22 protein-coding genes and 2 riboswitches are annotated in these 24,226 nt (G+C 42.6%); of the genes, 11 read left to right on the forward strand and 11 right to left on the reverse strand.

What is annotated here, in order from left to right; genetic code table 11:
- Together thiD and thiM are read right to left on the reverse strand one after the other, a co-directional pair.
- Nucleotides 1–610 (reverse strand): bifunctional hydroxymethylpyrimidine kinase/phosphomethylpyrimidine kinase (gene thiD / locus GD002_RS11730; protein ID WP_153732558.1); only part of this gene is annotated, 610 nt, incomplete at its 3' end.
- Between the two features lie 23 nt (nucleotides 611–633).
- Nucleotides 634–1,404 (reverse strand): hydroxyethylthiazole kinase, encoded by a 771-nt coding sequence (gene thiM, locus GD002_RS11735; protein ID WP_153732559.1) that lies wholly within the window; start codon nucleotides 1,402–1,404, stop codon nucleotides 634–636.
- A 62-nt stretch (nucleotides 1,405–1,466) separates the two neighbouring features.
- A riboswitch (TPP riboswitch) is annotated at nucleotides 1,467–1,568 on the reverse strand.
- A 193-nt stretch (nucleotides 1,569–1,761) separates the two neighbouring features.
- On the opposite strand from thiM, the gene GD002_RS11740 reads away from it, so the two are divergent.
- Nucleotides 1,762–2,958, forward strand: coding sequence for a DUF3238 domain-containing protein (locus GD002_RS11740; RefSeq protein ID WP_153732560.1), 1,197 nt, complete (start codon nucleotides 1,762–1,764; stop codon nucleotides 2,956–2,958).
- A gap of 342 nt (nucleotides 2,959–3,300) precedes the next feature.
- Here the strand turns inward: GD002_RS11740 and GD002_RS11745 are convergent, their stop codons facing one another.
- The 6 genes from GD002_RS11745 to GD002_RS11770 form a co-directional block, all read right to left on the reverse strand.
- Nucleotides 3,301–4,704, reverse strand: coding sequence for a sensor histidine kinase (locus GD002_RS11745; RefSeq protein ID WP_153732561.1), 1,404 nt, complete (start codon nucleotides 4,702–4,704; stop codon nucleotides 3,301–3,303).
- Complete coding sequence (locus GD002_RS11750) at nucleotides 4,701–5,396, reverse strand: response regulator transcription factor (protein ID WP_153732562.1); 696 nt, start codon at nucleotides 5,394–5,396, stop codon at nucleotides 4,701–4,703. The genes GD002_RS11745 and GD002_RS11750 overlap by 4 nt, the downstream gene beginning before the upstream one ends.
- 91 nt (nucleotides 5,397–5,487) lie before the next feature.
- Nucleotides 5,488–6,630: a Ger(x)C family spore germination protein gene (locus GD002_RS11755; RefSeq protein WP_153732563.1), complete on the reverse strand. Its 1,143-nt coding sequence runs from the start codon at nucleotides 6,628–6,630 to the stop codon at nucleotides 5,488–5,490.
- Nucleotides 6,627–8,081 carry a spore germination protein gene (locus GD002_RS11760; RefSeq protein ID WP_153732564.1) on the reverse strand — a complete coding sequence of 485 codons (1,455 nt, stop codon included), beginning with the start codon at nucleotides 8,079–8,081 and terminating at the stop codon, nucleotides 6,627–6,629. Before GD002_RS11760 ends, GD002_RS11755 begins: the two co-directional genes overlap by 4 nt.
- A gap of 24 nt (nucleotides 8,082–8,105) precedes the next feature.
- Nucleotides 8,106–9,200: a GerAB/ArcD/ProY family transporter gene (locus GD002_RS11765; protein WP_153732565.1), complete on the reverse strand. Its 1,095-nt coding sequence runs from the start codon at nucleotides 9,198–9,200 to the stop codon at nucleotides 8,106–8,108.
- Nucleotides 9,201–9,311: 111 nt separating this feature from the next.
- Nucleotides 9,312–10,463, reverse strand: coding sequence for a S1C family serine protease (locus tag GD002_RS11770; protein ID WP_228548364.1), 1,152 nt, complete (start codon nucleotides 10,461–10,463; stop codon nucleotides 9,312–9,314).
- A 274-nt stretch (nucleotides 10,464–10,737) separates the two neighbouring features.
- Here GD002_RS11770 and adh point away from each other — a divergent pair, with 274 nt between their 5' ends.
- Both adh and GD002_RS11780 read left to right on the forward strand, forming a co-directional pair.
- On the forward strand, nucleotides 10,738–12,279 hold the full coding sequence (gene adh, locus GD002_RS11775) for an aldehyde dehydrogenase (RefSeq protein WP_153732567.1): 1,542 nt from the start codon (nucleotides 10,738–10,740) through the stop codon (nucleotides 12,277–12,279).
- A gap of 53 nt (nucleotides 12,280–12,332) precedes the next feature.
- Nucleotides 12,333–12,689 (forward strand): DUF779 domain-containing protein, encoded by a 357-nt coding sequence (locus GD002_RS11780; protein WP_153732568.1) that lies wholly within the window; start codon nucleotides 12,333–12,335, stop codon nucleotides 12,687–12,689.
- A 34-nt stretch (nucleotides 12,690–12,723) separates the two neighbouring features.
- Here GD002_RS11780 and GD002_RS11785 read toward each other — a convergent pair whose 3' ends face one another.
- Nucleotides 12,724–13,125 carry a thiol-disulfide oxidoreductase DCC family protein gene (locus GD002_RS11785; protein ID WP_153732569.1) on the reverse strand — a complete coding sequence of 134 codons (402 nt, stop codon included), beginning with the start codon at nucleotides 13,123–13,125 and terminating at the stop codon, nucleotides 12,724–12,726.
- Nucleotides 13,126–13,298: 173 nt separating this feature from the next.
- On the opposite strand from GD002_RS11785, the gene GD002_RS11790 reads away from it, so the two are divergent.
- Both GD002_RS11790 and GD002_RS11795 read left to right on the forward strand, forming a co-directional pair.
- Entirely contained in the window at nucleotides 13,299–13,493 is a 195-nt protein-coding gene (locus tag GD002_RS11790) for a hypothetical protein (RefSeq protein WP_153732570.1), read from the forward strand.
- Nucleotides 13,494–13,663: 170 nt separating this feature from the next.
- Nucleotides 13,664–13,978: a spore coat protein D gene (locus GD002_RS11795; protein ID WP_153732571.1), complete on the forward strand. Its 315-nt coding sequence runs from the start codon at nucleotides 13,664–13,666 to the stop codon at nucleotides 13,976–13,978.
- A gap of 221 nt (nucleotides 13,979–14,199) precedes the next feature.
- On the opposite strand, the gene metH is transcribed toward GD002_RS11795, so the two are convergent.
- On the reverse strand, nucleotides 14,200–17,640 hold the full coding sequence (gene metH / locus GD002_RS11800; RefSeq protein WP_153732572.1) for a methionine synthase: 3,441 nt from the start codon (nucleotides 17,638–17,640) through the stop codon (nucleotides 14,200–14,202).
- Entirely contained in the window at nucleotides 17,621–19,480 is a 1,860-nt protein-coding gene (locus GD002_RS11805; protein WP_153732573.1) for a bifunctional homocysteine S-methyltransferase/methylenetetrahydrofolate reductase, read from the reverse strand. The genes metH and GD002_RS11805 overlap by 20 nt, the downstream gene beginning before the upstream one ends.
- An 83-nt stretch (nucleotides 19,481–19,563) precedes the next feature.
- Nucleotides 19,564–19,673, reverse strand: a riboswitch (SAM riboswitch).
- Between the two features lie 162 nt (nucleotides 19,674–19,835).
- Between GD002_RS11805 and GD002_RS11810 the strand changes: the two genes are divergently transcribed.
- The 6 genes from GD002_RS11810 to GD002_RS11835 all read left to right on the forward strand — a co-directional run bounded on the left by GD002_RS11810 (nucleotide 19,836) and on the right by GD002_RS11835 (nucleotide 24,092).
- Nucleotides 19,836–20,033, forward strand: coding sequence for a hypothetical protein (locus GD002_RS11810; RefSeq protein ID WP_153732574.1), 198 nt, complete (start codon nucleotides 19,836–19,838; stop codon nucleotides 20,031–20,033).
- Nucleotides 20,034–20,150: 117 nt separating this feature from the next.
- Nucleotides 20,151–20,753, forward strand: coding sequence for a biotin transporter BioY (locus GD002_RS11815; RefSeq protein WP_153732575.1), 603 nt, complete (start codon nucleotides 20,151–20,153; stop codon nucleotides 20,751–20,753).
- Entirely contained in the window at nucleotides 20,750–21,754 is a 1,005-nt protein-coding gene (gene bioB / locus GD002_RS11820; RefSeq protein ID WP_153732576.1) for a biotin synthase BioB, read from the forward strand. Before GD002_RS11815 ends, bioB begins: the two co-directional genes overlap by 4 nt.
- Before the next feature lie 226 nt (nucleotides 21,755–21,980).
- The gene (locus GD002_RS11825) at nucleotides 21,981–22,451 is read left to right on the forward strand and encodes a CtsR family transcriptional regulator (protein WP_153732577.1); all 471 of its coding nucleotides are present in this window, start codon (nucleotides 21,981–21,983) and stop codon (nucleotides 22,449–22,451) included.
- 11 nt (nucleotides 22,452–22,462) lie between these two features.
- Nucleotides 22,463–23,014: a UvrB/UvrC motif-containing protein gene (locus tag GD002_RS11830; protein ID WP_153732578.1), complete on the forward strand. Its 552-nt coding sequence runs from the start codon at nucleotides 22,463–22,465 to the stop codon at nucleotides 23,012–23,014.
- Nucleotides 23,004–24,092 (forward strand): protein arginine kinase, encoded by a 1,089-nt coding sequence (locus tag GD002_RS11835; protein ID WP_153732579.1) that lies wholly within the window; start codon nucleotides 23,004–23,006, stop codon nucleotides 24,090–24,092. The genes GD002_RS11830 and GD002_RS11835 overlap by 11 nt, the downstream gene beginning before the upstream one ends.
- The last annotated feature ends 134 nt before the right edge of the window (nucleotides 24,093–24,226 follow it).

Raw genomic sequence — 24,226 nt, forward strand, 5'->3', positions numbered from 1 at the left:
CCCAAGGTGTAGTCATCGTGAACGATTGACCATCACAATCGACAAAGTAATCCTTTGCCTCGAGCACATCATTACGGTGTCCACCTTTCATAATGACTGCCTGTGCTCCTAGACCGATAATAATTTCTGCAGCTTGTTGAATATCTTCATCCGTAACGATCTTCATTCCTGTTAAAACTTCGGCCTCCGGAATATTAGGTGTAACAATAGCAGCCATAGGGATCAAATAGTCCTTCATAGCTTGAATCGCTTCCTCCTGCAATAAAGATTGACCACCCTTAGCGATCATGACAGGATCGATTACTAGAGGAATCAGCGGGTATTCTTTTAACGTAGTAGCAATAGCTGTAATAATTTCAGCAGAGAACAGCATCCCTGTTTTACAAGCCTTTACATCAAAGTCATTCCTAACAGCACGGACTTGTGCAATGACACCTTCTACCGATACTGGATACACGCCATGGACACCTTGTGTGTTTTGAGCGGTAATCGCGGTAAGAGCAGATGTACCAAATACACCGAGTTCTTGAAACGTTTTAAGATCTGCCTGGATTCCTGCCCCGCCGCCACTATCTGAACCTGCAATAGTCAAAGCTACATTCACTGTCAATAAAAAAACCCCCTCACTCGTAGTTACACCAAGAACGTTTTCGGTTCACGATCCAACGTATGTAATGTATTTAAGAAATTCATAGCAAAATCGCCAGGTCCTTGTGAAATGTTTGCTGTTTCTTCACCTGCTCGTTTGTAAAATAAAAGTGCTTCGGCTGCTGCTTCTAAAGGACGTTCAGATCCTACGGTCAAGAAGGCACCTACCACTGAACTTAGTAAACAGCCCGTTCCTGTTATAGCCGTCATCATGGGATGTCCTCCCGTGATGGACAGAGTAGAACGACCGTCTGTAACGATATCTACTTCACCTGATACAGCGACAAGGCACGTATGATCCAAGGCCACTTTTTTTGCAATCTCTTCTATATTGGCTTGTCCTTCACCAGCATCTACCCCTTTTGCGCTCCAGGGTATGTTGGCTATTGCAGCTAGTTCTCCAGCATTACATCGGATCAGTGTGATATCTACTTCTTCTAAGATCCGTAGAACGCTTGCTTTACGAAATTGTGTTGCACCAGCACCAACAGGATCAAGCACAACAGGTTTCCCTTCGGCTCGCGCACTTGTTCCGGATAAAATCATTGCATCCACAGTTTGCTGTTTTAACGTACCGATATTCAAAATGCTACAAGCTGCCACCTTTGCGATCTCTTCCGCTTCCTCGATAGCATCCGCCATTACTGGAGAGGCTCCGATTGCCAGTAGCCCATTCGCTTGGAAGTTCGCCACGACAATATTCGTGATGCAGTGGATCAGTGGCTGTTCTTGTCGAAGTTGTTGAATAAGCTGCATGTTTCTCTTCCTCTCTAAAAAGGTATATATACAAAAAGCCCATGCATAGATGGGCTGTTGGGTACGCGAACTACCCACTTCCCTCCGCTAGTATGTACTAGATCAGGTTCCAAGGGTTTGCATAATTGCATCTCAGCCAAATGAAGGCACCCCTAGTGGTAAACATTAATTTAGACACATTGATTGTAACATATTCGTCTAATAGGATAAAACGATACTGAAACGTCAAGAATGAATCATATGAAAATGAGATATTGCGCATAGAGAAGAAACCCTACACTTATGTCTAACGTTACATAATTATCTAAAAGAGATTGGCAATTCACGTTGAATAGCTAAAAAGGAGCAGATGACAAAATGAATTCATTATTCGAAATTCAGCGCATGAAACATTCATTAGATGATCTATCGTTTGCTTGGAGTGATGTTGGTGGATATTATCGCGTCTATAAAAATGAACAACAAGTATATGAAGGAACGGCTGCCGAATTTACCGATGGAGAGCTTGATCCTAGGCATCCATTCCAATATACGATCGAACGTGTAGAGGATGATCAGGTTAAAAATGTGATCGTCATTCAAACTTCTGCTTTGATGAGCATGATGGAAGACGAACATCCATTACAGCGTTTAGTTATCACGACGATTGCTGCCTCCTCTCAGATTGCTTTGTCTTGGGAACGAATAAAAGGAGTGGAAAAGTATGATATATACCGCAACGGAACATATCTCGAAACGGTAGAAAATAATCGCTTCATTGACCGAGAAATAGGCGTGTCTGAGCCTAGCACTTATAGTGTATCGGGTACGCGTCCTTTGATCGATAGCAATCAGCAACTGAATGTCAGCAAATCGATTGCTGCTAAAGCCTTTGAACTCATGACGCCAACGAATCCAGAGAGTAAACCGGCAGAGGAAATTTATACGTTTTCGGTTAGAGTTACACGTCGTGACCACTTATTACAGCCAGTTGCAAAAAGAAAAAAGGCAGAAGAAGTGAAACATTGGAAGTTTCGTTATTCTACATTCTTGAAAGAGGATATCATCAAAAACCCGAATCTTTTTTCTCCATTGCCATACTTCACGGGTGATGATCGGGATTTTGATCCTGAGGGGAAAAGTTTTCGTACTCGTGTCGATATGCAAGGTAAATTTAATGGAAAAGAAAATTCACTTCAATATACAAAAGCTGTTGGACCATCCATTGGGTTAAATTATTTAAAGCGCTATAAACGTCACGACCATGCTTCGGTAGATGATATGAAAATAGAGCGTTTGGAGGGAGAGTCTTCTGAAGTCAATTTTGAAATCCTCCATGATGTGGGAAATCCACTGACAGCATCTCCGCCGATTCATTATGAAGTGAAAGGTCATATAGATTGCGAAGGAAATATTGACTTGGTTGGCTATCACAATGATGCGCCTCATCATGAAATTTATCTAGCTTTGGGTGAAGGAGATTGGCGAACGGTGCATCGGTCAGAAAGTGAAGGGCTGGCGTACTTATCAGGTGTACTAGGTGATAATTATTGGCGTTATTTGACGTGCAACTAATGAAGAAAAGAGGCTGGGACATATCTAACTTTTTCATTTAAAATTACGAACATTTATAAAGACACCACAGTGTGCCTTGTATATCAAAAAGTAGGGATTGGAGCGGAAGGCGGCGACTTCTGCGGGAATAGCATGAGCCTTGAGACCCCGCAGGAGCGTAGCGACGAGGAGGCTCAAGCCATGCCCGCGAAACGCGTCCGCCTGTAGCGCAAATCCCCCGAGAGTCTCTAAGACAGTGCTTTTTTGCAATAGGGAAACCCGAACTATTCCAAAACATGAAGTGAATGTTCTGGAATAGTTCGGGTTTTTTACTCTATAAATTCTTTTGTCCCAGCCTCTTTTTCATTTCGGCAATCTGATCGTGAACATGGTACCTTTTTCTTTTTCGCTCTGCACATCGATCGTTCCTTCATGAAGAAGGACAAGCTGTTTGACGATGGACAAGCCAAGTCCGAATTCTCCATAAGGAGTAGACGTTCTGGACATAATCGCTTTGTAAAATCGATCCCAGATTTGTTGGATTTCCAAAGGGTCCATGCCGATGCCTGTGTCTTCGATTTCAATGATTGTTTCTTCTTGGTTTTCATAGCCGCGCAGTTCGATCGTTCCTTGCTCACAAAACTGAATGCTGTTTTTTGTAAGGTTTAGTAAGACTTGCATCAGTCGATCGTAATCTGCGTAGACAGAGAGTTGGTTGGATGCACTGACAATGATCGTATTTCCACGTTCAGCCGCAGCATATTGTAGTTGGTCAGCAGTCATTTCGAGTAGCTCTTTCAGAGGAAGAACTTGCTTGTTCAACTGAACTTGATTGGAACGGATTTTTTCGTAATCTAAGTTTTCATTGACGAGTCGGATCAAACGTTTGGATTCATCATTGGCTAACTGTAGGGCTTTGTCTTGTTCTTCTTCAGAAATCATGCGCTCACGTAAACCTTCGATGATTCCACGAATGGTGGTGAGCGGTGTTCGTAATTCGTGGGACACATCTGCCATGAACTGGCGTCTACGATTTTCGAGCAATTCAATTTCGTTCATTGATACTTCTAGTTTTTCAGTCATTTCGTTGAAGTCCTTAGATAATTCTCCTATTTCATCAAAATTTGATGATGGCACACGTACGGTGTAGTCCCCACCCGAAACAGCTGCGGCTGCTTTGCGTAATCGTTTAATTCGGCGGACATGGATAATCGATAGCAACCCACTTAGCAAAAGGGTAAGAAGTGAGGCTACAGCTGTCGTGTATAAGACGTAGTGATTCATCTGGGAAATGATCGCGCGAGAGCCGGTAATAGGGGAGGTGAGCAATACTCCACCGATAAATTGTTGTCTTTCAAAGTACGGCAGCAACACGAAGGTAACTGCTTCGTCAAACCGTTTAAACTCCTGCTTCACTGTCACTGATTGACCATTTTGTAACGCTTGCCATTCATCTTCGTTCAGCTCGATCAAGGGTGTCTTCAATCCAGTGGAATAGACGATGGAAGATTGTTCGTCAAATAAACTGTATTGGATGGAGCGGGTGTTCAAAACATGCCCATATGATTTCAAAATTGATTCGGAACCACGGTTGGTTTGTCGTAGGTCGGAAAGTATCGCTTGTCCGTACGTTGTCAGTTCTTCTGTTTTCTGCTCGTAAACGACCGTCTCCAAGTAATGGGACAGCAATAAACTTAGTACAAGCACAGTGATGAGGATGACACTAAAGTGGCTAAGCAACTGCTGATAAAATGTCTTGATCTTCAATGGTTCATCACAGCACTTTCATCAAATCGATAGCCCACTCCCCAGACAGTATGGAAAAAAGAATGATCTGCCAAAGATAGCTTCGAGCGCAATCGTTTAATATGTACATCGACCGTCCGATCGTCGCCATAAAAGTCATAGCCCCATACGCTGTCCAGCAACTGATCACGTGAAAAGACTTGCTTTGGATGGCAAATGAAAAAATAGAGCAGATCAAATTCTTTCGGTGTCAAATTAGGGATCAACTTATCTTGCACCCATACTTCCCGTGTATCAGGATTCAATCGAAAATAGGACGTACGGATTTCTCCGTCATCGCCCTGTTCCTTCGGTGCGTATCTGCGAGTCACTGCTTTGATCCGTGCCATCAAGGCGAGAGGACTGAACGGCTTTGTCACATAATCATCTGCGCCCATTTCAAGGCCGAGCACTTGATCCGACACGCCGTCTTTCGCGGTGAGCATAATGATCGGTACTTCGAGTCCGCGTTCTCTAAGTTTACGGCAAATTGTTAAGCCATCGAGATCGGGCAGCATCCAATCGATAATGAGGCAATCCCACGTATTAGTGACAGCGCGTTCATAGCCATCCAACCCATTCGCTTCAAATGTCCCTTCAATACCTTCTTTTTCGAAGAATAAGCCGATCATGGAAGAGACACTTTCATTATCTTCAATCACTAGAATTTTCATTTCAGCATGTCCTCCTCACGTCTTTGTATCTAAAAATAGTACGAATACGCGAGAAAAGCAATGAAGAGTATTGCTGAATGAAATTTTATTACTATTCAATCGTCTCTTTAAATGTCTTTCGATCCGAATTAAGTGTGGTAACGCGGACAGTAAGCTTGCCGAATGAATCCTCTGTTAATTCGATCCGCCCATCTTCTTGGTGTTCTCTCCAAGTATTCAGTTCTTTACGATAAAGCTGCTCGGAAAACCGGTACACATCGATATCCTTTTCCAACGCATCATGATAGGTAGCCATAATTTGATCGAATACGTCTTTCTCCACCCCCTCTTTGATCTGCTTCGTTGTGATACTGCCTTCCACCACACTCATCGTTCCGTTCAATTCCACATCTACATTAAACTTCATGCCGTTACGGACATCTGGTGTTATTTTCACTTTCACTTTATCAATAATTACCGTAATAGGATGTCCTTCATCCGACGTAAAAGTGACTTGTCCTCTCTTCGTTTCATTCGACATCCATTGCATCCCGCGTGCGTTATCACCTGAGATAAATCCTTTGAAGCCATCACGTGTGATAACTCCAATCCCCGATAACACAGGAGCTTTAATCGACTCCTTCATCGATTCCCAATTTTCCTTCACGGTAATGAGAGGAATGGCCATTTCATGACCCGGTTCATCCAGACCGATAATCAGTTTGCGGAGATTGACTGGATAAATGAATGATTCTTGTTCAAAGGAGTTTTCTGGATCACCTAGCTTCGACAGCGTAATCGCTTTATTGATGACAGGTCTCACTAATAGTACTTCTTGTACAGGGTCTTGTGTGGTATACACCCAAATTTGATAACGTGTCTCACGATAACGAATAAAACTATCTATTATGGGACTTACTTTCTCATTCTTCATGACTTCTTCCGATACGACCAAATACGAAAAGTGCCCCCAAAAAACTTTTTGATCAATGGAATGATACAGCTCAAAGAAAGCTTCATCTATAGTATCGCCTTTGGCAAAGCCTACTTCAGCTTGCGGTTGATTGGTAGTAGGTTGCTCTGATTTTGCCGTATTGGCAAAATCAATAATCTGCACATAAACTTCGTATTTTCCATCTTTATAATCCACACCGACCCCATTAATATAGAGTATTCTCTCAGGTTCGCTGCTATCCCAGCAGCCAGATAATAATGTGGTACAAACGATACACATTCCTACTATCCATTTGTTCATTTTTTCGCCTCTTTATTGCGTGTCGTATCTTGCGTATCTAATGAACTGGGACGCTCTTTATATTTTTCAGGTGGTAACCGCAGAAAGGTCTTTTTAAAGGTTGCCCAGCTCAAATCTGTTGCAACATTCATATAAGGAACGCCGAATATTCGAATGTTTGATAAATGAAGGAGTGTTAAATAAAGGGAAATGTAAAATCCGAACAAGCCCATAAAAGCGGTTAGAAGTATGAAACAAACACGCAAAACACTTACTGCCGTTACAAGCGATTGATTGACTAAAGTGTACGTTGCAATGGTAGAAGTTGCGATAATGACGATCATTGCAGGGCTTGTTAATCCTGCACGGATGGCAGCATCCCCAATGATCAATCCGCCTACCACCCCAATGGTGCTTCCAATAACAGATGGAAGACGTAAGCCTGCTTCGCGAAATAATTCAAACATACCAAGCATCAATAGCATTTCAAACGCGGAAGGGAACGGCAGCCCTAGATTTGCTTGGACGACAGTAGCCAGTAACTGAAGGGGCAACTGATTTTGATGATACGTTGTTAAGGCGAGCCAAAATGCGGGTAGTAATAAGCCGACGAAAATACTCACAATCCGCAGTACACGCTGGATGGAACTATAGATAAGAGGATACTCATTATCCTCCGAAGTCTTTAATAGTAAAAACATATTCACAGGTGTAATAACGGCATAAGCAACGCCGTCTACCAAAATGAGGAATCGTCCTCTTGCAAGTGATTGAATTGCGTTATCAGGCCGTCCTGTATAACTAGACCTTGGGAAGAGCCGTGATTTTTTATTGACATTTTCCATCAATAAGTCGCCACTGAATACGATATCAGCATCAACTTTTTGGAGCTGTTTTCGTAATTTTTCCAATATCTCTTTACTGGCAATATCGTCGAAATATAAAAGGGCTACTGTCGTTTTAGAACGTGCCCCTAATTCGAACTTTTCCACACACAGTGAATTGGTGGGCAACCGTTTCCGAAGAAGTGCAATATTAACGGATATATCTTCAATAAAATTATCTCGCGGTCCTTTGACAGGAACTTCCAAACGTGTCTCTTCTGGATTCCGATTAGGCTTTTTTGCAATATTACTAGCAAACAACATACCGATGTCCTCAAAAAATAATAAGACATGTCCTGTATAGACGAATGTAATCAATTCTTCTTTCGTCTGAGGTTTGCATAAATTAGGAATGTGTAAGTAGGATCGGATGGCCTGTTCAATCGGTTCATCTTGCGCATAGTTAAACACCAGTTGTACACGTGGGACAATCACTTCATTTAGGAGTTGAGAATCGATCATGGCATCACACGTAATGAGTATGACTGCATCTGATCCGAACCGATAACTCTGGAACTGAACGTCAGCGGATTTTTGGAATAATTGATGTAAAGAATCGAGATCTATTTTCATTTCAGCAGATTTCATCGTACATCACCATTTTCTGTCACTTTATTTAGCCTCTTTCTTAGCTGATCTTCCTGACTTGAAAGCAACAATTGTTAAAAAGAGAGTGAGGAGGAGCAAGAAGAAAAAAGTGCCGACTAATAAATAATCACCTTTAATTTCAAGGAAAATATGCTCCTTCATTAAAAATAACGATAAACTCATGAAGAAGAACGCAGGGCCAATGATCTTCCAAATACGTGGCTTATCCCCAGTCATCTTCAATAAATCCACCGCGATGAATAATAGTAAGCCTACTCGGATAAATGCACCTGTCAGCCACTGATAGATAGAGAAAAAGTCAAGGTGTTCAAAAAAGCGTCCAATCGAAACAAGCCCCCATTCCTCATATGCCGGATACCTTTGCTTTGCCGCTTCTACCGGTCCGAATTCAGTAATAGCGCCAACCAACGGTCCAATTGTTAGTCCTACTAAAATGAAAAGCATGATGGCAAAATGATACCATCGAAATCGATCTTTGACTTGATGTTGCAGGAAGAGGAATAAAATAAGCTCAATAAATCCGGATGCAGGGTAGATTGCCGATTGGAGAACAGGCTTCATCCCATGTTCTAAAAGAGGCAATAGCAAAAAATATTCTTTAACCTGTATATTGGTGAATGCAACAAAAAAACCTAATATGATGACCCAAAACAGCACGAGTGCGTTGAGTATGACAAGCGTTTGTAAGTTTGTAGTAACCAGCAGAATACAAAGGATGCAGTATATTACTAACATTAAAACGAGCGGTGTTTTAGGTAAGAAGGTAGCAGTAATCCATTGCAGCGTTTCACCCATTGTGAAAGCAGCTATGATGAGTAAGAAGATGGCTGTCACGTAACGAACAATGGTGGATGGAACCTGACCAATCGTTGACGTCAACCAATCTCCAAGGTGTTCACGATGAGATTGTTTATGGATATATATCACAAGAAAAATCCAAGGGAGAGTCGCAACGGCTGCGATCAGAACAGACATCCATCCATCTCTTCCAGCGTCTTGTAAAAGTGAAGGGATAATCGTTACATGGTTTTTTAAACCAATGACGGTCATAGACAGCAAAATGACGTGTAGAATACTAATGGACCCAGTTTGATTCAAGGCAATCCCTTCTAACATGTAGTAATTTCACTTAGCTTTGCCGAAAAAGATCAACTTTATAATCTTGGTAGACGAAAAAAAGAAGCAGTGCGTAGACTGCCTCCTGAAATATTACTTCGTTTGTTTAGTATTCAAGGTGATATTCACTTGCTGTTCTACCCCATCCCGATAAATTGTAACGCTCGTTTTGCTACCGATTTTCAGTTTCGTATAAAGGTATTTACGGAGATCCATGGAGCTTTCAATTGCCTCTCCGTTTATCTTTGTGATGACATCTTGCTCTCGTAAACCGGCTTTTTCAGCAGCAGAATTTGGTTCAACGGCTGTTACCATTACACCGGATTTTACAGTTTTAGGTAAGTCCTTAACGTACATATATGGAATCTCTGCTAAGTCCGCTAATCCAACGCCGAGATACGGCCGTTCGATCTTGCCATGCTCCGTCAGTTGTTCAATCAATGTCTTGACTTCATTGCTTGGGATAGCAAACCCAATTCCTTCTACTCCGCTCTGCGCTACTTTTAGACTGTTAATCCCAATAACTTCTCCAGCTGTATTGAATAATGCGCCACCACTGTTTCCGCTATTGATCGCTGCATCTGTCTGAATAACCTCTGTTTGCCAAGTGCCAGCTGAGGTATTAACGTCTAGTGTGCGAGAGGTAGAGCTGACGATTCCTTTCGTGACCGTTCCAGAGAAATCAAGACCGAGTGGATTTCCGATAGCGATTACAGAATCACCCGCACGTAATGTACTTGAATCTCCGAACGTCACGGCAGTGGAAGCGAACTTTTTATCAATCTGCAATACAGCGATGTCCGTCAGTGCATCCGTTCCCAAAAGTTTTGCTGTAGCCTTAACACCTTTGTCCAGTGTTACTTCAATTTTCTGAGCATTTTCGATGACGTGGTTATTCGTCACAATATAGGCGTGTTCCTCGTCAATTTTGTAGATGACACCTGATCCAGTCCCTGCCATTTGTTCGGTGGCAGATTCCTTAAAACGAGTTCCTACTGTTTGATAATTTACTACCCCTACAATAGCTTTTGAAGACTTTTCCACCATATCGGCCAATGAATCCGTTTGATGTGTGGATACGGTCTCGACATCATACACAGGTGCGTTTGTGGTAGTTGTTTCCGCTTCTGCTTCTGTTTGAAAACTGAGCCAATCAGTATTAGCCACTACACCCAGAGTCAGCATGGAGCCAACAATACCTGAGCCGATTACTGATAAGATTGTTCTTCCTGTTGTACTTTTCATATTGAAAACTCCTGTCATTTGAATTTCTTTTATCGTAACGCCAAGTTATGAACAAATTATTAAGGAATCATTTCTAATCTATGAAAATGGTTAATTTTAAATACAATAACAATTAGTTGAAATAAATATAATAATCAGCTAGAATAAAAGATAGTTTATGTAAGCGTATACATTATGAATAACATGTTCTTACGATTCGTATAGTGGCTTTGTGTGCAAAAACGATTGCACTAAAATATAAGCAAAATAAAGAGAATAGGGAGTGTGACGCAGTATGGTACAAGCTTCAGAAAACAAGGTGTATGCAAATCCGAACACAGAAGGGGCAAAAGTTCAGTTTAAAGAGCGCTATGATAATTTCATTGGCGGAAAATGGACGGCGCCAGTAAAGGGACAGTATTTCGACAATCCGACACCTGTGACGGGTCAAGTATTCACTCAAGTAGCAAGATCTACAGCAGAAGACATTGAACTAGCGCTCGATGCAGCTCATGCAGCAAAAGACGCGTGGGGTAAGACTTCAGTCACTGAACGTTCCAATATTTTGTTGAAAATCGCCGACCGCATAGAAGAAAACTTAGAGATGCTTGCCGTGGCAGAGACATGGGAAAACGGAAAAGCGGTGCGTGAGACACTAAATGCGGATCTCCCGCTCGCAATTGACCACTTCCGTTATTTTGCGTCTGCTATTCGTGCCCAAGAAGGGGGTATCAGCCAGATTGACAACAATACGGTAGCTTATCACTTCCATGAGCCATTAGGGGTAGTTGGCCAAATTATTCCTTGGAACTTCCCAATTCTAATGGCCGTGTGGAAACTTGCTCCGGCACTCGCAGCAGGAAACTGTGTCGTCTTGAAGCCAGCAGAACAGACGCCAGCTTCTATTTTGGTCTTGGTTGAGTTGATCGAAGACTTACTGCCTGCAGGTGTGCTCAACGTTGTGAACGGTTTTGGAGTGGAAGCAGGGAAGCCATTGGCATCCAACCCACGTATTAGCAAAATCGCGTTCACTGGCGAGACGACAACTGGCCGCCTCATTATGCAATATGCGTCCCAAAACTTGATTCCGGTTACATTAGAACTCGGTGGAAAATCTCCAAACATTTTCTTTGAAGACGTCATGGCAGAAGATGATGCATTCTTGGATAAGGCAGTCGAAGGATTCGTCATGTTTGCTCTGAATCAAGGGGAAGTATGTACATGTCCGTCACGTGCGTTAATTCAAGAATCCATTTACGATAAATTTATGGAGCGTGCACTAGAGCGAGTCAAAGCAATTAAGACGGGTAACCCACTTGATCCAACCGTGATGATGGGTGCGCAGGCTTCCACGGAACAATTGGAAAAAATCCTATCCTACTTGGACATCGGAAAGCAAGAAGGTGCGGAATGTCTGACAGGCGGAGAGAGAAACGAGATGGAAGGCGATTTGAAAGATGGTTACTATGTGAAGCCAACTGTATTTAAGGGCGATAACAAAATGCGTATCTTCCAAGAAGAGATCTTTGGTCCAGTTGTAGCCGTTACGACATTCAAAGATAAAGAAGAAGCGCTTGAAATTGCGAATGATACTTTATACGGCTTAGGTTCAGGAGTTTGGACGCGTGACATGAACACCGCTTATCGTTTCGGACGCGGCATTGAAGCTGGCCGTGTATGGACGAATTGTTATCACGCATATCCTGCACACGCCGCATTCGGTGGCTATAAGGCATCTGGGATCGGCCGTGAGAATCACCTGCAAATGTTGGCGCATTACCAACAGACGAAAAATATGTTAGTTAGCTATGATGAAAGCAAACTAGGATTCTTTTAATTGAACAAAAGCGGATCTGTCCATAGGATCTAAAGTGAAATGGAGGAATCCCCATGCCAGACCGTGTCATTGCAACAGAAGAAGCATTGTCTCTCATTGAATTGCTAAAAGAGAAGCACGGCCCCTTAATGTTTCATCAGTCGGGTGGTTGTTGTGACGGATCTTCCCCTATGTGTTATGAGGAAGGAGATCTGCTCATAGGCGACCAGGACGTGTTACTGGGCCATATTGGCGGTGTTCCTTTTTATATGATGAAAAGCCAATATGACTATTGGAAACATACACAGTTGATCATTGATGTAGTAGATGGTCGAGGAGGGATGTTTTCGCTTGAAGGAGTAGAAGGGAAACGTTTCTTGACTCGATCACGTGCTTTTACGAATGAAGAATATAAACAGTTGACTCTATGAAAAGAGCCTTCCGGTTGCTTACCGGAAGGCTCTTTTACGCCAAAAAACGCTGACGTTCTTCAGGGGTAGGGAGCATGCAGGATAATTCTTTCTTGCCGAACCACTTATATCGATTCGCTGCAATATAGTCATATACCCGATCACGGATAGCTGGTGGAACTACTATGAATAAGAACGCTAAGTGCCACAGTCCATCTAATTTTTTTGCGATTCGCAAAGCGGCTCCTGATCTCGTATAAGCTTTATCATTTTCAATCAAAACCAAACTATCCACATCATCTGAAATTTGATATTGCTTACGAAGTTCTTTTCCTATGTCATCTTGTAGCGAAGCAAAAGAAAAACGACGATATGGATCACGCTTAATAATGAACTGTACGCTTGCATCACAAAAATTACATTCACCATCAAATAATACAATTCGATTTCGATTCATACAAACTCTCTCCTTCGATATATTCGTTATATCATACTATACCCACTCCAAGTAGTCTTCACGCACATATTATAAAGTGAATACTTAATTTACTTACTCAGTTTTTCTTGTTTAGAAATAAGTAATACGTAGGTATTGTCGTGTGAATCATTTATCGGAAAGGGTGAATAGGTATGGAACGTCACTTTTTGCATAGAGCCGAGCTACAGTTACGTCGTGATCTTGACTTTTTAAATTCCTTGAATATGGTTGCAGAAGGAGCCCCTGTACATTGTCCTGTATTTGAAGGTAAGCTAGTCATCAAATATTTGAAATCAATTGAACAAAAAGGCTATGAGAAATCATCAACCCCACAGAGCGGTGGGTAATAGGGATCCATATCGTCTGAATTAAGACGATATGGGTTATTTTTTACTCAGAAGCAATCAGTTAATTACAGTTTAGAAATCACTAACTTGATGAAATTTTCGCCTATCGTGTTGCTAGCCCGTAATAAATCTGTGGGTTAGCATGTAATAGGGTTATAGGAGGTGAAATGATGATGAATCAAGGACAGTACCCTGGAATGCAAGGACAATTTCCAGGACAGCAACCAGGTTTCCAACCAATCGTTTGCCCGACGCAATACCGTTATAATGATTGCTTTACTACGCAAGAAATTCCTTATATTCACCCGATCGTGAACGTCAATCGCCATAATGTGGTAGGTGTGCCGCAACATTACTATACGGAGTCAACTCAGGATGTTATGGGTTCTACATTTATGCCTGGAACAGGACCAGGAATGGGGCCAGGAGTTGGACCGTGGGGAGGCGGCGGATGTGGTCGCAGACGCGGAAGATGTTGCCGCTAATCATTTCTTAGAGCAAAAAAAACCGCTGTTTCCACTCCAATAATGGAGTGGTAAGCGGTTTTTTTGTAAAGTTTTCATAGCGGTTTAACGTCAGTTTTCTGCTTTTGGTAAGCCACCAGCCTCTCGGGACGTTTCAGGCTTAGCGAAAAGGAAAAAAGCGCCTTTATTTTAAGTCTTCCAGTGCCTGTCGGAGCTGAACAGCCGTCTCCGCTTTTGGTTAGTTATTCCACATTAAAGTATCTTGCATCGGGATGAGCGAAGACGATGGCGGAGACGGATGCTTCTGGTTCCATCATGAACTCTTCAGTCAGGATGACGCCGTGATCTTCGGGCTTGATGAGACCGAAGAGTTTTGCTTGGTCTTCTAAGTTTGGACAAGCAGGGTAGCCGAATGAGAATCGCTGACCTTGGTACTTGGCTGCGAAACGTTCGCGCATCGTGAAGTCCGTGGGGTCAGGGAATCCCCATTGATCGCGAATTTCTTGGTGAATTCGTTCCGCAAATCCTTCCGCCAACTCTAGAGCTGTTGCTTGGAATGCGTGACTTTCTAAGAATTTACCTTCTTCTTTTAATTGATTTGCGTAGTCGCGGACGCCTTTTCCCGCCGTAACTTGCATGAATGCCACATAGTCCATTTCTCCACTTTCCACTGTCTTTAAATAGTCAGCCAAGCAGAGGAATGGTTCTTTTTCTTGACGGGGGAACGTGAAACGCTCGATTTCAGTTTTTGCATCTTCTGGGTCATAAATAATGACATCATCTCCATCTGCTTGGGCAGGGAAGAACTGATAAATACCAGAGGCGGTCAATTTATCAGATTGCAAGAAACTAGTGACCATTTCATGAAGCTGTACTGCACGTTCCTCTTTATTCTCTAACATTTTATCGACGTTTCCACGCAAGCCAAGATGATGGCCGATTAGTGTGCGCATATTCACGTATGGGTGTAAATGAGCAACAGAATAATCTTTTACTACGCGTCTGCGTAAATCAGTCGGTACGAAAACAGGTACATCGGTCCGCACGGTTTTCACTGGACGAGCGGCTACAGCGACTGCAGTATTTCCGCGGCTTGCTTTAAGTGCATCATTGGTTTCGCGTTTTTCAAGACTTTCTTGGAGCTCTTCAAGTAGCGCATCCTTACCGTCGCTTTGCAAACGGTTTGCCAGATCAAGTCCTTGCATCGCATCTTTTGCAAAAATAACAGGACCATCGTATTCAGGTGCAATCTTCGTTTCGGTAAATCGTCTTGTCAGCGCAGCTCCTCCTACCATGACAGGCAAATCAATCCCAGCCGCCTTGAAGTCCTGTGCTGTCAACACCATTTGCTGTGCTGATTTTACGAGTAATCCAGACAACCCAACGATATCTGGTTTTTCCTTACGAATGACCTCAATTAAAGCAGCAGGCGTAACTTTGATTCCGATATCAATTACTTTAAAGCCATTATTACTTAAAATGATATCCACGAGATTTTTCCCGATATCGTGTACATCACCTTTTACAGTAGCTAGGATGATCTTTCCTTTACCGCTGTCATCTTCTTTCTTATCCATGAACTGCTCTAGATAAGAAACGGAAGCTTTCATGACTTCTGCACTCTGCAATACTTCCGCTACAATGAGCTGGTTGTCATTGAAGAGGCGACCGACCTCTGCCATTCCTGTCATTAAAGGACCATTAATGACATCGAGAGGTGTGTCATATATTTTAAGCGCTGCCTCTAAGTCAGGAATCAAGCCTTCTTTCGTTCCCTCTACCACATAGTAGGCAAGACGTTCGGGCACAGTTTTTGGAATATCATCTTCTGTTTTTTCTTTTTTCTTATCGCGATAAAAATCAGCGAAGTCTGCTAACGTCTCGTCTGTTGTCGTAAACAGCAGGTCATTAGCTAGTTTGATTTCCGATTCAGGAATAGATGCATAGCGTTCTAGCTTTTCCGTATTGACGATCGCGTAGTCCAAGCCGGCCTGTGTACAATGATATAAATACACTGCATTAAGAACTTCACGACCTACAGGAGGCAAGCCGAATGAAACATTACTTACACCGAGCGTCGTCAACGAGCGAGGCATTTTTTCCTTAATCAAACGAATACCTTCAATCGTCTCTACAGCAGATCCGATGTACTGTTCATCTCCTGTGCCGACAGGGAAGACGAGTGGATCGAAAATGATGTCTTCCGGGGCGATTCCCCATTTATTCACAAGTAAATCATACGAACGTTCCGCGATTTCCAATTTGCGTTCTCTTGTTACAGCCATCCCATCTTCATCAATTGTTCCGACAACGACTGCGGCGCCAAATTTTTTCACAAGAGGTAAAACAGCATCAAAACGTTCTTCACCGTCTTCCAGGTTGATCGAGTTGATAATTGCTTTCCCTTGGGAATATTTCAATGCTTCTGCTATTACATTTTCATCTGTTGAATCAATTACTAGAGGAACTTTGACTTTTTTCACAACTTCCTTCATAAAGGCAGTCATATCGACTAACTCATCACGGTCTGGGTTGGCTAGACAAATATCAAGTACATGCGCTCCTCTTTTTACTTGTGCGCGTGCGATTTCAGATGCTTCTTCAAATTTTTCTTCGACAATTAGTTTCTTAAATTTACGGGAGCCAATAACGTTTGTCCGCTCGCCAATGAGTAATGGTCGCAATGTTTCATCATATAGTAAAGGCTCTATGCCTGATACTGCATGATCGTGTGCTTCTTCAGGCATTTGGCGAGGTGCTTTGTCTTTCACAGCTTCTCGGATTGCCCGAATATGAGCCGGTGTAGTACCGCAACATCCACCGACCATGTTCAACCAGCCTTTATCCGCAAATCCTTCGAGTTTCTTCGATAGCGATTCAGGAGATTCATGATAATGACCCTCTTCATCGGGCAATCCGGCGTTCGGATAGCAAGTGACATAGCTATTCGCCAAGTCGGATAGCGACCGCAAATGGTCCGTCATGAATTCAGGTCCGGTCGCACAGTTTAGACCTACAGATAGTGGTTGAATATGTTCAATAGAAATATAGAATGCTTCAATACTTTGACCCGCGAGTGTCGTGCCCATCGGTTCGATCGTACCAGAAATCATAATCGGTACTTCACGCCCTAGCTCTTCAAATGCCTTTTTGATGCCAATCGTTCCCGCTTTGACATTTAGCATATCCTGACTTGTTTCCATTAATATCAGGTCGCTTCCTGCCTCTACGAGTGCCTTCGCCTGAACATAGAAGTCGTGTGACAGTTCATCAAATGTGATACCGCCAGTGACAGAGAGTGTTTTGGTAGTTGGTCCAATAGCTCCGGCTACAAAACGAGGCCACTCGGGTGTAGAATATTTTGTGGCACTTATCTTAGCGATTTCGACTGCTTTTGTATTGATTTCATGTGCTCTGTGACCTAGGGAGAATTCATTCAATACAAGGGGAGTGCCACCAAACGTATTGGTACAGATGATATCGGCGCCCGCCTCTAAATACTCGTCATGAATCTTTTCTAAGATATCTGGTCGTAAAACATTCAAGTATTCATTACAACCGTCGTATTCTTCACCGCCAAAATCCTCTGTTGAGAGATCTTCCGCTTGCAGCATCGTCCCCATCGCGCCATCTAAGATAAGGATTCGTTTGTCTAGTTGTTCTTCAATAGGATGTCTCTGCATGTGTTAATTCCCTCTCTTTCTGCTCATCTATTTGCTTAATATGCTGATACAGCTCCAGTGTCATGTCATAGCGAAGGAATGGAGTGATCAAATATAGCCCCTTAAAGTATTGCGCTGCTGTATCGATCAGTTCCTTGGCTATCTGAATCCCTGTTTCGGTAGCTTTCGCGCGGTCATCTCCACATGCACGCATCCGTTCTAGCACCTCATCCGATAATTTGATGCCTGGGACTTCATGATGCAAAAACTCTGCATTGCGGATATTCGTCAGCGGCATAATTCCAATGAAAATGGGTGTTTCTAAATGCTTTGTAGCTTCGTAGACATCAATAATCTTTTCTTTCGTATAAACAGGCTGTGTAATGAAATAATCGGCACCTGCTTCAATCTTCTTTTCCAATCGTTGCACTGCACGATCCAAGACTCGAACATTCGGATTGAATGCAGCGGAGACCGAGAAATTCGCTTTTTTACGCAATGGTTTACCGGAAAATGAAATTCCTTCATTCAACTGCTTGATCAATTGCAGTAATTCCATGCTTGACACGTCATAAACGCTTGTCGCACCAGGGAAGTCCCCAACCTTCGTCGGATCACCCGTCACCGCTAAAATGTCATGGATGCCCAGTGCATCAAGTCCCATTAAATGCGATTGCAAACCGATCAAGTTATGGTCCCGACATGTTAAATGTACGAGAGGCCGGATGTTATGTTTCATCTTGATGATCGAACCCATCGCCATATTACTAATCCGAGGAGACGCTAATGAGTTGTCAGCCATCGTTACGGCATCCACCCCAGCATCATAGAGCAAGTTTGCACCTTTAATATAATCTTCTGTCTCCAAATGACGTGGTGTATCCAATTCTACAATGACCGTGCGTTCTCTTTTAGCTTTCTCGTGGAGTGGCTCATACTTTATAGGGCCTGCTTCCTGAATAATAATCGGTTTTGCAGGTTCTACTAGCTTCTTAGTAATAGGGGACAATCCAGCCAGCCGCGTTTTTGCAGCTGCAATATGCTTAGGTGTCGTTCCGCAACATCCACCAATTAACCGGACCCCTTGATCACGTAGTAATACTGCAGCGCGACCAAAATACTCAGCTTCTGATTCATAGACAATACGACCATCTTCTACGTCTAGTAAACTTGCATTTGGATAAGCCGATAAAAACGCATTTTTTGGTAGTGTCACATTTTCAAAGGCTTGGATCGTATGGTAAGGTCCCAAACGACAATTCACACCCACTACACTGGCGCCGAGCGACTCTAACTGGTGCAAAGCGTCATTCAAAGAAAGGCCATTTTGCAAAACTCCAGGGTCGTGCATCGACACTTGTGCAATTAACGGAACATCGGTAATTTGACGTAATGTCGAAACGACTGCTGACAATTCTTCAAAATCATAATAAGTTTCTAGTAATAACCCGTCAGGATCGCCTGTTAGTAATGCGTTAGCTTGTTCGAGGACGACTTGATTCACCTCATCAATCGAAGCATCGCTCTTCCGGATTCCCCGTAGTCCACCAATTGTTCCAAGCACATATTGACCACCTGGCGTAGCAGCCCGCTTGGCAATTTGGATAGCTGCTTTATTGAATTCAGTGACACGGCTTTCCAATCCATAACGAGCCAATTTAATCGCATTGGCGCTGTACGTATTGGTCTGGATAATATCCGCTCCTGCCGCAATATAATCTTGGTGGATTTTTTCTACGATCTCAGGCTTCTCTATATTTAATTCCTCATAGCAATAATCGATTCCGTATGAATATAAAATAGTCCCCATCGCTCCATCAGCTGTCAGGACGTTTGTTTGAAGTTTCTCCATCAATGACATTACACAGTCTCCCCTTTACTTTTTTCTAATAAAAAAAAGCCTTCAATTAAACAGAAGGCTTTGTAATCACAATGACTAGTTCCCTCTCATCTTTCAGTGTGCCATTGTGGCATACCGCTGGACGTAGCACCTTGCCTAATGGCTGGTTGCTGAAGCATCGACGGGCCAGTCCCTCAGCTTCTCTTGATAAGATATGTCTTATTAAATTATTTTGATAATTCTAATCATATCATAGCGGTTCTGTCGGTATTCGTCAAGTGAATGTTTGGTGAAGTGGAGAGAGACAATAGTGTGCATAGAGTAATGTCTTGTTATATGGTAAAATTAGAGGAATAAAATGAAAAGGTGAGGAATTATGCAGTTTTTTAAATATTCCATTCCAATTGCCGCTCTCGTGGGTACGCTTGCTTGGATTATGTTGTCCAATAGTTATGGGGAAGTGCCTTGGGATACACGTGTTTGGATTACATTTGGCGCGGCAGCGTTAAGTGGGTTGCTTGCTTTTTTTCTGTTTCGAAAAGAAAAAGAAGAAAAAATTGATAAAAAGAAGTAGACTGACAGCTTTAGGTTGTCAGTCTTTTTATTTGTTAACTATATTTAAAAATTAGTTGACACATTATGAGTTAACTATTACTATTTTTATAGTAACTCAAAAATGTGAAGAGGTGTAATGATGACAACAGCTACAGAAGGAAGGCCGAAAAGCAAGTTCAACGCATTGACAATTGTATATAGCGGAATGTTCGCTGCATTGATGATGATTGGTGCTAATATCACCTCATTCGTACCGTTTTTGGTAATAGGGGGTGTGCCGATTACGTTGCAGGCATTCTTTGCGGTATTGTCTGGGTTGTTATTAGGTAGCCGCATAGGTGCATTATCGATTACTGTATACATGTTGGTTGGGCTGGCCGGTGCTCCTGTATTTGCTAAATTCCAAGGTGGATTTGGACAGATTTTAAGTCCGACATTTGGTTTTGTAGTCGCCTTTATTCTAACTGCCTATGTAGCTGGTAAATTCGTAGAACGGAAAAATACGTTGCCAACCTATATTATTGCAGCACTTGTTGCCACAGCGATCAATTATCTAGTCGGAACGAATTGGATGTACCTTGCTTATAAATTTTGGGCAGTTGCTCCAGAGATATTCACTTACAAAATTGCATGGCTTTGGATGGTACCGCCATTACCGAAGGACATTATTTTGGCAGTACTAGCAGGAATATTTGCGTTTAGAATTTCAAAACACTTGAAAGTGAGGCGTACATTTTGACGAACTATCAACAATTGGCTGATAAAGTTTTGGAAGGACATGTACTAACAGACGAGGAAGCGCTTTCTATATTAAACAGTCCGGACGAAGACTTATTGTTATTGCTTCACGCGACGTATTCAATTCGCTCTCATTACTATGGAAATAAAGTGAAGCTTAATATGATTATCAACACAAAGTCGGGATTGTGTCCTGAAAACTGTGGGTATTGTGCTCAATCGATTGTGTCAAAAGCACCTGTTGACAAGTATGCGATGATGAAATCTGAAGAAATATTGCAAGGTGCAGAGCGGGCAGCCGCCAATAAAGCGGGCACGTATTGTATCGTAGCAAGTGGACGTGGACCGCGTGATAGCGAGTTAGAGATTGTCATTGATTCCGTCAAGCAAATTAAAGAAAAACATAAAGATATGACAGTGTGCGCATGTCTTGGTATCTTGAAACCCGAACAGGCAGTACGTTTGAAAGAAGCAGGGGTGGACCGCTATAACCATAATTTAAATACTTCTGCAGAACATCATGAAAGCATCACGACTTCCCACACATATGATGATCGTGTGAATACAGTAGGACACGCCAAAGAAGCTGGGATTTCTCCTTGTTCAGGCGTGATTGTCGGAATGCGCGAGACGAAAGAAGATGTGATTTCAATGGCGCACAGCTTGCGGGTATTGGATGCAGACTCCATTCCAGTCAACTTCTTGCATGCAGTAGATGGAACGCCGCTTGAGGGAACGTCTGAATTGGATCCGCGTTATTGTTTAAAGGTGTTATGCTTGTTCCGTCATATCAACCCAACGAAGGAAATTCGGATCTCGGGTGGGCGGGAAGTTAACCTCCGAAGCCTTCAGCCACTTGGTTTGTATGCGGCAAACTCGATCTTCATTGGTGACTATTTAACAACGGCTGGGCAAGAAAATGACCAGGACAGACAAATGTTAGAGGACATGGGTTTCGAAGTGGATCTAGAGCCGCTGAAGAGAGAGCCTGTGACGATATAAGAGAATCAAAACCACGTAGAACGCTTACGTGGTTTTTTAGTTTATTGAAGTAGCTGGAAATTCAATGAATAATCATATGCAGTGAGTGACAGCCTAGCGCTAGACTTGCAAAAATCATCACTACATACTGAGACAAATGAATTGCATTCCCCTTGTTTCCTGCGATACAATCAAGTCAAAGATAGTCAAAGTCAACTAGAAGATCGAGCAGAAACGAGGTGACGAGATGCGTAATATTTCTGACATTATTGAAGGGTATTTGAAGTCGATTATCGAAAATGAAGATAGTGCTTCTGTGGAGATCAAACGAAATGAAGTGGCAGAGAAATTCCAATGTGTACCTTCACAGATCAACTATGTAATCAAAACCCGTTTCACAGTAGAGCGAGGCTATGCGGTGGAATCGAAACGTGGCGGCGGTGGGTATATCCGGATTTATCGGGTGCAGACGAATTCTCGTAAAGATTTACTTGAGCAAGCATTGGAAAGTTTGGAAACGGAAGCATCTTCTACGATGGCTGAAGACGTGATCTTTCGTTTAATTGAGGAAGAAGTGATTTCAGAGCGGGAAGCCAAACTGATGCTAGCAGCAGTGGGTCGTACGACATTGCGATACATGCTTCCTGAACGCGATGCACTGCGTTCGCGTATACTTCGTGCCATGCTAGTTACATTGATTTATGAAGAAGTAGAATGAGGTGATGACAAATGCTTTGTGAAAACTGCAAAGAACGACCAGCGACTGTCGTCTTTAAACAAGAGACAATGAATGGTGTGACAGAGCGTCATTTATGTGATAAGTGTGCGTTTCATTCCCAAACATTTTCATTTAGTCCGGATCAAGAGCCTTTATCCATTCAGCAATTTTTGGCACACTGGCTTGGTGGTTCCGAGCTGTTACAAGGCCAAAAGGCGAATGATACGTTACCAGACGGTCCTACATGTCCGAACTGTGGACTGACCTTCCATAGTTTTTTAGACAATGGGAAGTTCGGATGTGCGACTTGCTATGACGCCTTTCGCGAACAGCTTCCCCGGGTATTTGCCAAGTTGCACAATGGAAACACAAGTCACGGTGGTAAAATTCCTGTTTCTTTCAATGAACGTTTCGCTTTGAAAAAACAGTTAGAAGACATCCGTGCAAAAATGAAAGAAGCCGTGGAAGAAGAGCGTTTTGAAGAAGCCGCAACTTTGCGAGATGAAGCCAATCAAGTAAAACAGCAACTGGACGATGGAGGTGACGATCAGTATGTCATTTGAAAAATTCATCAATCAGGAACTGACTGGCTGGATGGTGGCGGAAGGTGAGCACTCGGATATCGTATTGTCCACAAGAATTAGATTGGCACGCAACCTGCAAGGCTATCTGTTTCCAATTTGTGCGTCTGAAGAAGATGCAAAGCATGTCAACGAAGCGGTCGATACAGCAGTAGCTACTTTGGAAGATCATCATTTCGCCGGCACATCGATGGCTGACCTGTCGCCTCTTGAAAGACAGGTGTTAGTGGAAAAACATTTGGTGAGTAGGCAATTAATCAATCCTGATAAATACGGTTCAGTCTTGCTTTCTGAAGATGAAACAATCAGCATTATGGTAAATGAAGAAGATCATATTCGCATTCAATGTATTTATCCTGGCTTTCAAATCAATACTGCGTATGAGCAGGCAAATCAAGTAGACAGTGAGCTGGAACGAAACTTGGACTATGCTTTTGATGAGACGTTTGGTTATCTGACTAGTTGTCCATCCAATACCGGGACCGGTATGAGAGCATCCGTGATGATGCATTTACCTGCATTGACTATTACGAAGCAGATCGAGCGAATCATCCCTGCGATTTCGCGGTTAGGCATGGTCGTGCGTGGTAGTTATGGAGAAGGTAGCGAAGCTCTCGGTAATATTTATCAAATATCCAATCAAACCACACTTGGGAAATCTGAAGAAGAAATGCTGAAAGATCTGGAGAATATTTCGAAACGCTTGATTGCACACGAGAGGAAATCGCGTGAATTATTACTGGCTAAATCTCAAATTCATTTAGAGAATCGTCTGTTTCGTTCACTTGGTACGATTACACATGCTCGGATACTGCCTTCCGCGGAAGCTGCCAGATGTTTGTCTGACGTTCGTTTGGGTATTGATTTAGGTATCATCGAAAATATGGATATGACCATTTTAAATGAATTGATGATTTTCATGCAGCCAGGTTTTCTCCAGCAATATGCGGGTACAGAATTAACATCCGATCAACGAGATATTTTTCGAGCACAATTGTTTCGGGATCGTCTAGGAATCGAAAGATCGTCAGCGAATGGAAATGACGCAGAGAGGTCTTGAGCGTTCTTTTTGCAAGAAAGATCATTTCAATTTATAATTAATCAAAGATAGTCAAAGTCAACATAGATGTTTGATGCATGGCTTTTTCATAGAATGATTTGAATATGTATAGTGTGAGGGAATAAAGCAACGAT

It is taken from the genome of Sporosarcina obsidiansis, from assembly GCF_009651005.1.
GTDB lineage: Bacteria > Bacillota > Bacilli > Bacillales_A > Planococcaceae > Sporosarcina > Sporosarcina obsidiansis.

Bases quoted from the DNA above. Each gene is read 5' to 3' on its own strand.
- GD002_RS11750 (WP_153732562.1), bottom strand. From the start codon at position 5,396: ATGAAAATTCTAGTGATTGAAGATAATGAAAGTGTCTCTTCCATGATC.
- GD002_RS11770 (WP_228548364.1), bottom strand. From the start codon at position 10,463: ATGAAAAGTACAACAGGAAGAACAATCTTATCAGTAATCGGCTCAGGT.
- GD002_RS11825 (WP_153732577.1), top strand. From the start codon at position 21,981: ATGCGTAATATTTCTGACATTATTGAAGGGTATTTGAAGTCGATTATC.
- GD002_RS11815 (WP_153732575.1), top strand. From the start codon at position 20,151: ATGATGACAACAGCTACAGAAGGAAGGCCGAAAAGCAAGTTCAACGCA.
- GD002_RS11755 (WP_153732563.1), bottom strand. From the start codon at position 6,630: ATGAACAAATGGATAGTAGGAATGTGTATCGTTTGTACCACATTATTA.
- GD002_RS11810 (WP_153732574.1), top strand. From the start codon at position 19,836: ATGCAGTTTTTTAAATATTCCATTCCAATTGCCGCTCTCGTGGGTACG.
- GD002_RS11795 (WP_153732571.1), top strand. From the start codon at position 13,664: ATGATGAATCAAGGACAGTACCCTGGAATGCAAGGACAATTTCCAGGA.
- adh (WP_153732567.1), top strand. From the start codon at position 10,738: ATGGTACAAGCTTCAGAAAACAAGGTGTATGCAAATCCGAACACAGAA.
- thiM (WP_153732559.1), bottom strand. From the start codon at position 1,404: ATGCAGCTTATTCAACAACTTCGACAAGAACAGCCACTGATCCACTGC.
- GD002_RS11805 (WP_153732573.1), bottom strand. From the start codon at position 19,480: ATGTCATTGATGGAGAAACTTCAAACAAACGTCCTGACAGCTGATGGA.
- GD002_RS11790 (WP_153732570.1), top strand. From the start codon at position 13,299: ATGGAACGTCACTTTTTGCATAGAGCCGAGCTACAGTTACGTCGTGAT.
- GD002_RS11740 (WP_153732560.1), top strand. From the start codon at position 1,762: ATGAATTCATTATTCGAAATTCAGCGCATGAAACATTCATTAGATGAT.
- GD002_RS11830 (WP_153732578.1), top strand. From the start codon at position 22,463: ATGCTTTGTGAAAACTGCAAAGAACGACCAGCGACTGTCGTCTTTAAA.
- metH (WP_153732572.1), bottom strand. From the start codon at position 17,640: ATGCAGAGACATCCTATTGAAGAACAACTAGACAAACGAATCCTTATC.
- GD002_RS11785 (WP_153732569.1), bottom strand. From the start codon at position 13,125: ATGAATCGAAATCGAATTGTATTATTTGATGGTGAATGTAATTTTTGT.
- GD002_RS11760 (WP_153732564.1), bottom strand. From the start codon at position 8,081: ATGAAATCTGCTGAAATGAAAATAGATCTCGATTCTTTACATCAATTA.
- GD002_RS11780 (WP_153732568.1), top strand. From the start codon at position 12,333: ATGCCAGACCGTGTCATTGCAACAGAAGAAGCATTGTCTCTCATTGAA.
- GD002_RS11835 (WP_153732579.1), top strand. From the start codon at position 23,004: ATGTCATTTGAAAAATTCATCAATCAGGAACTGACTGGCTGGATGGTG.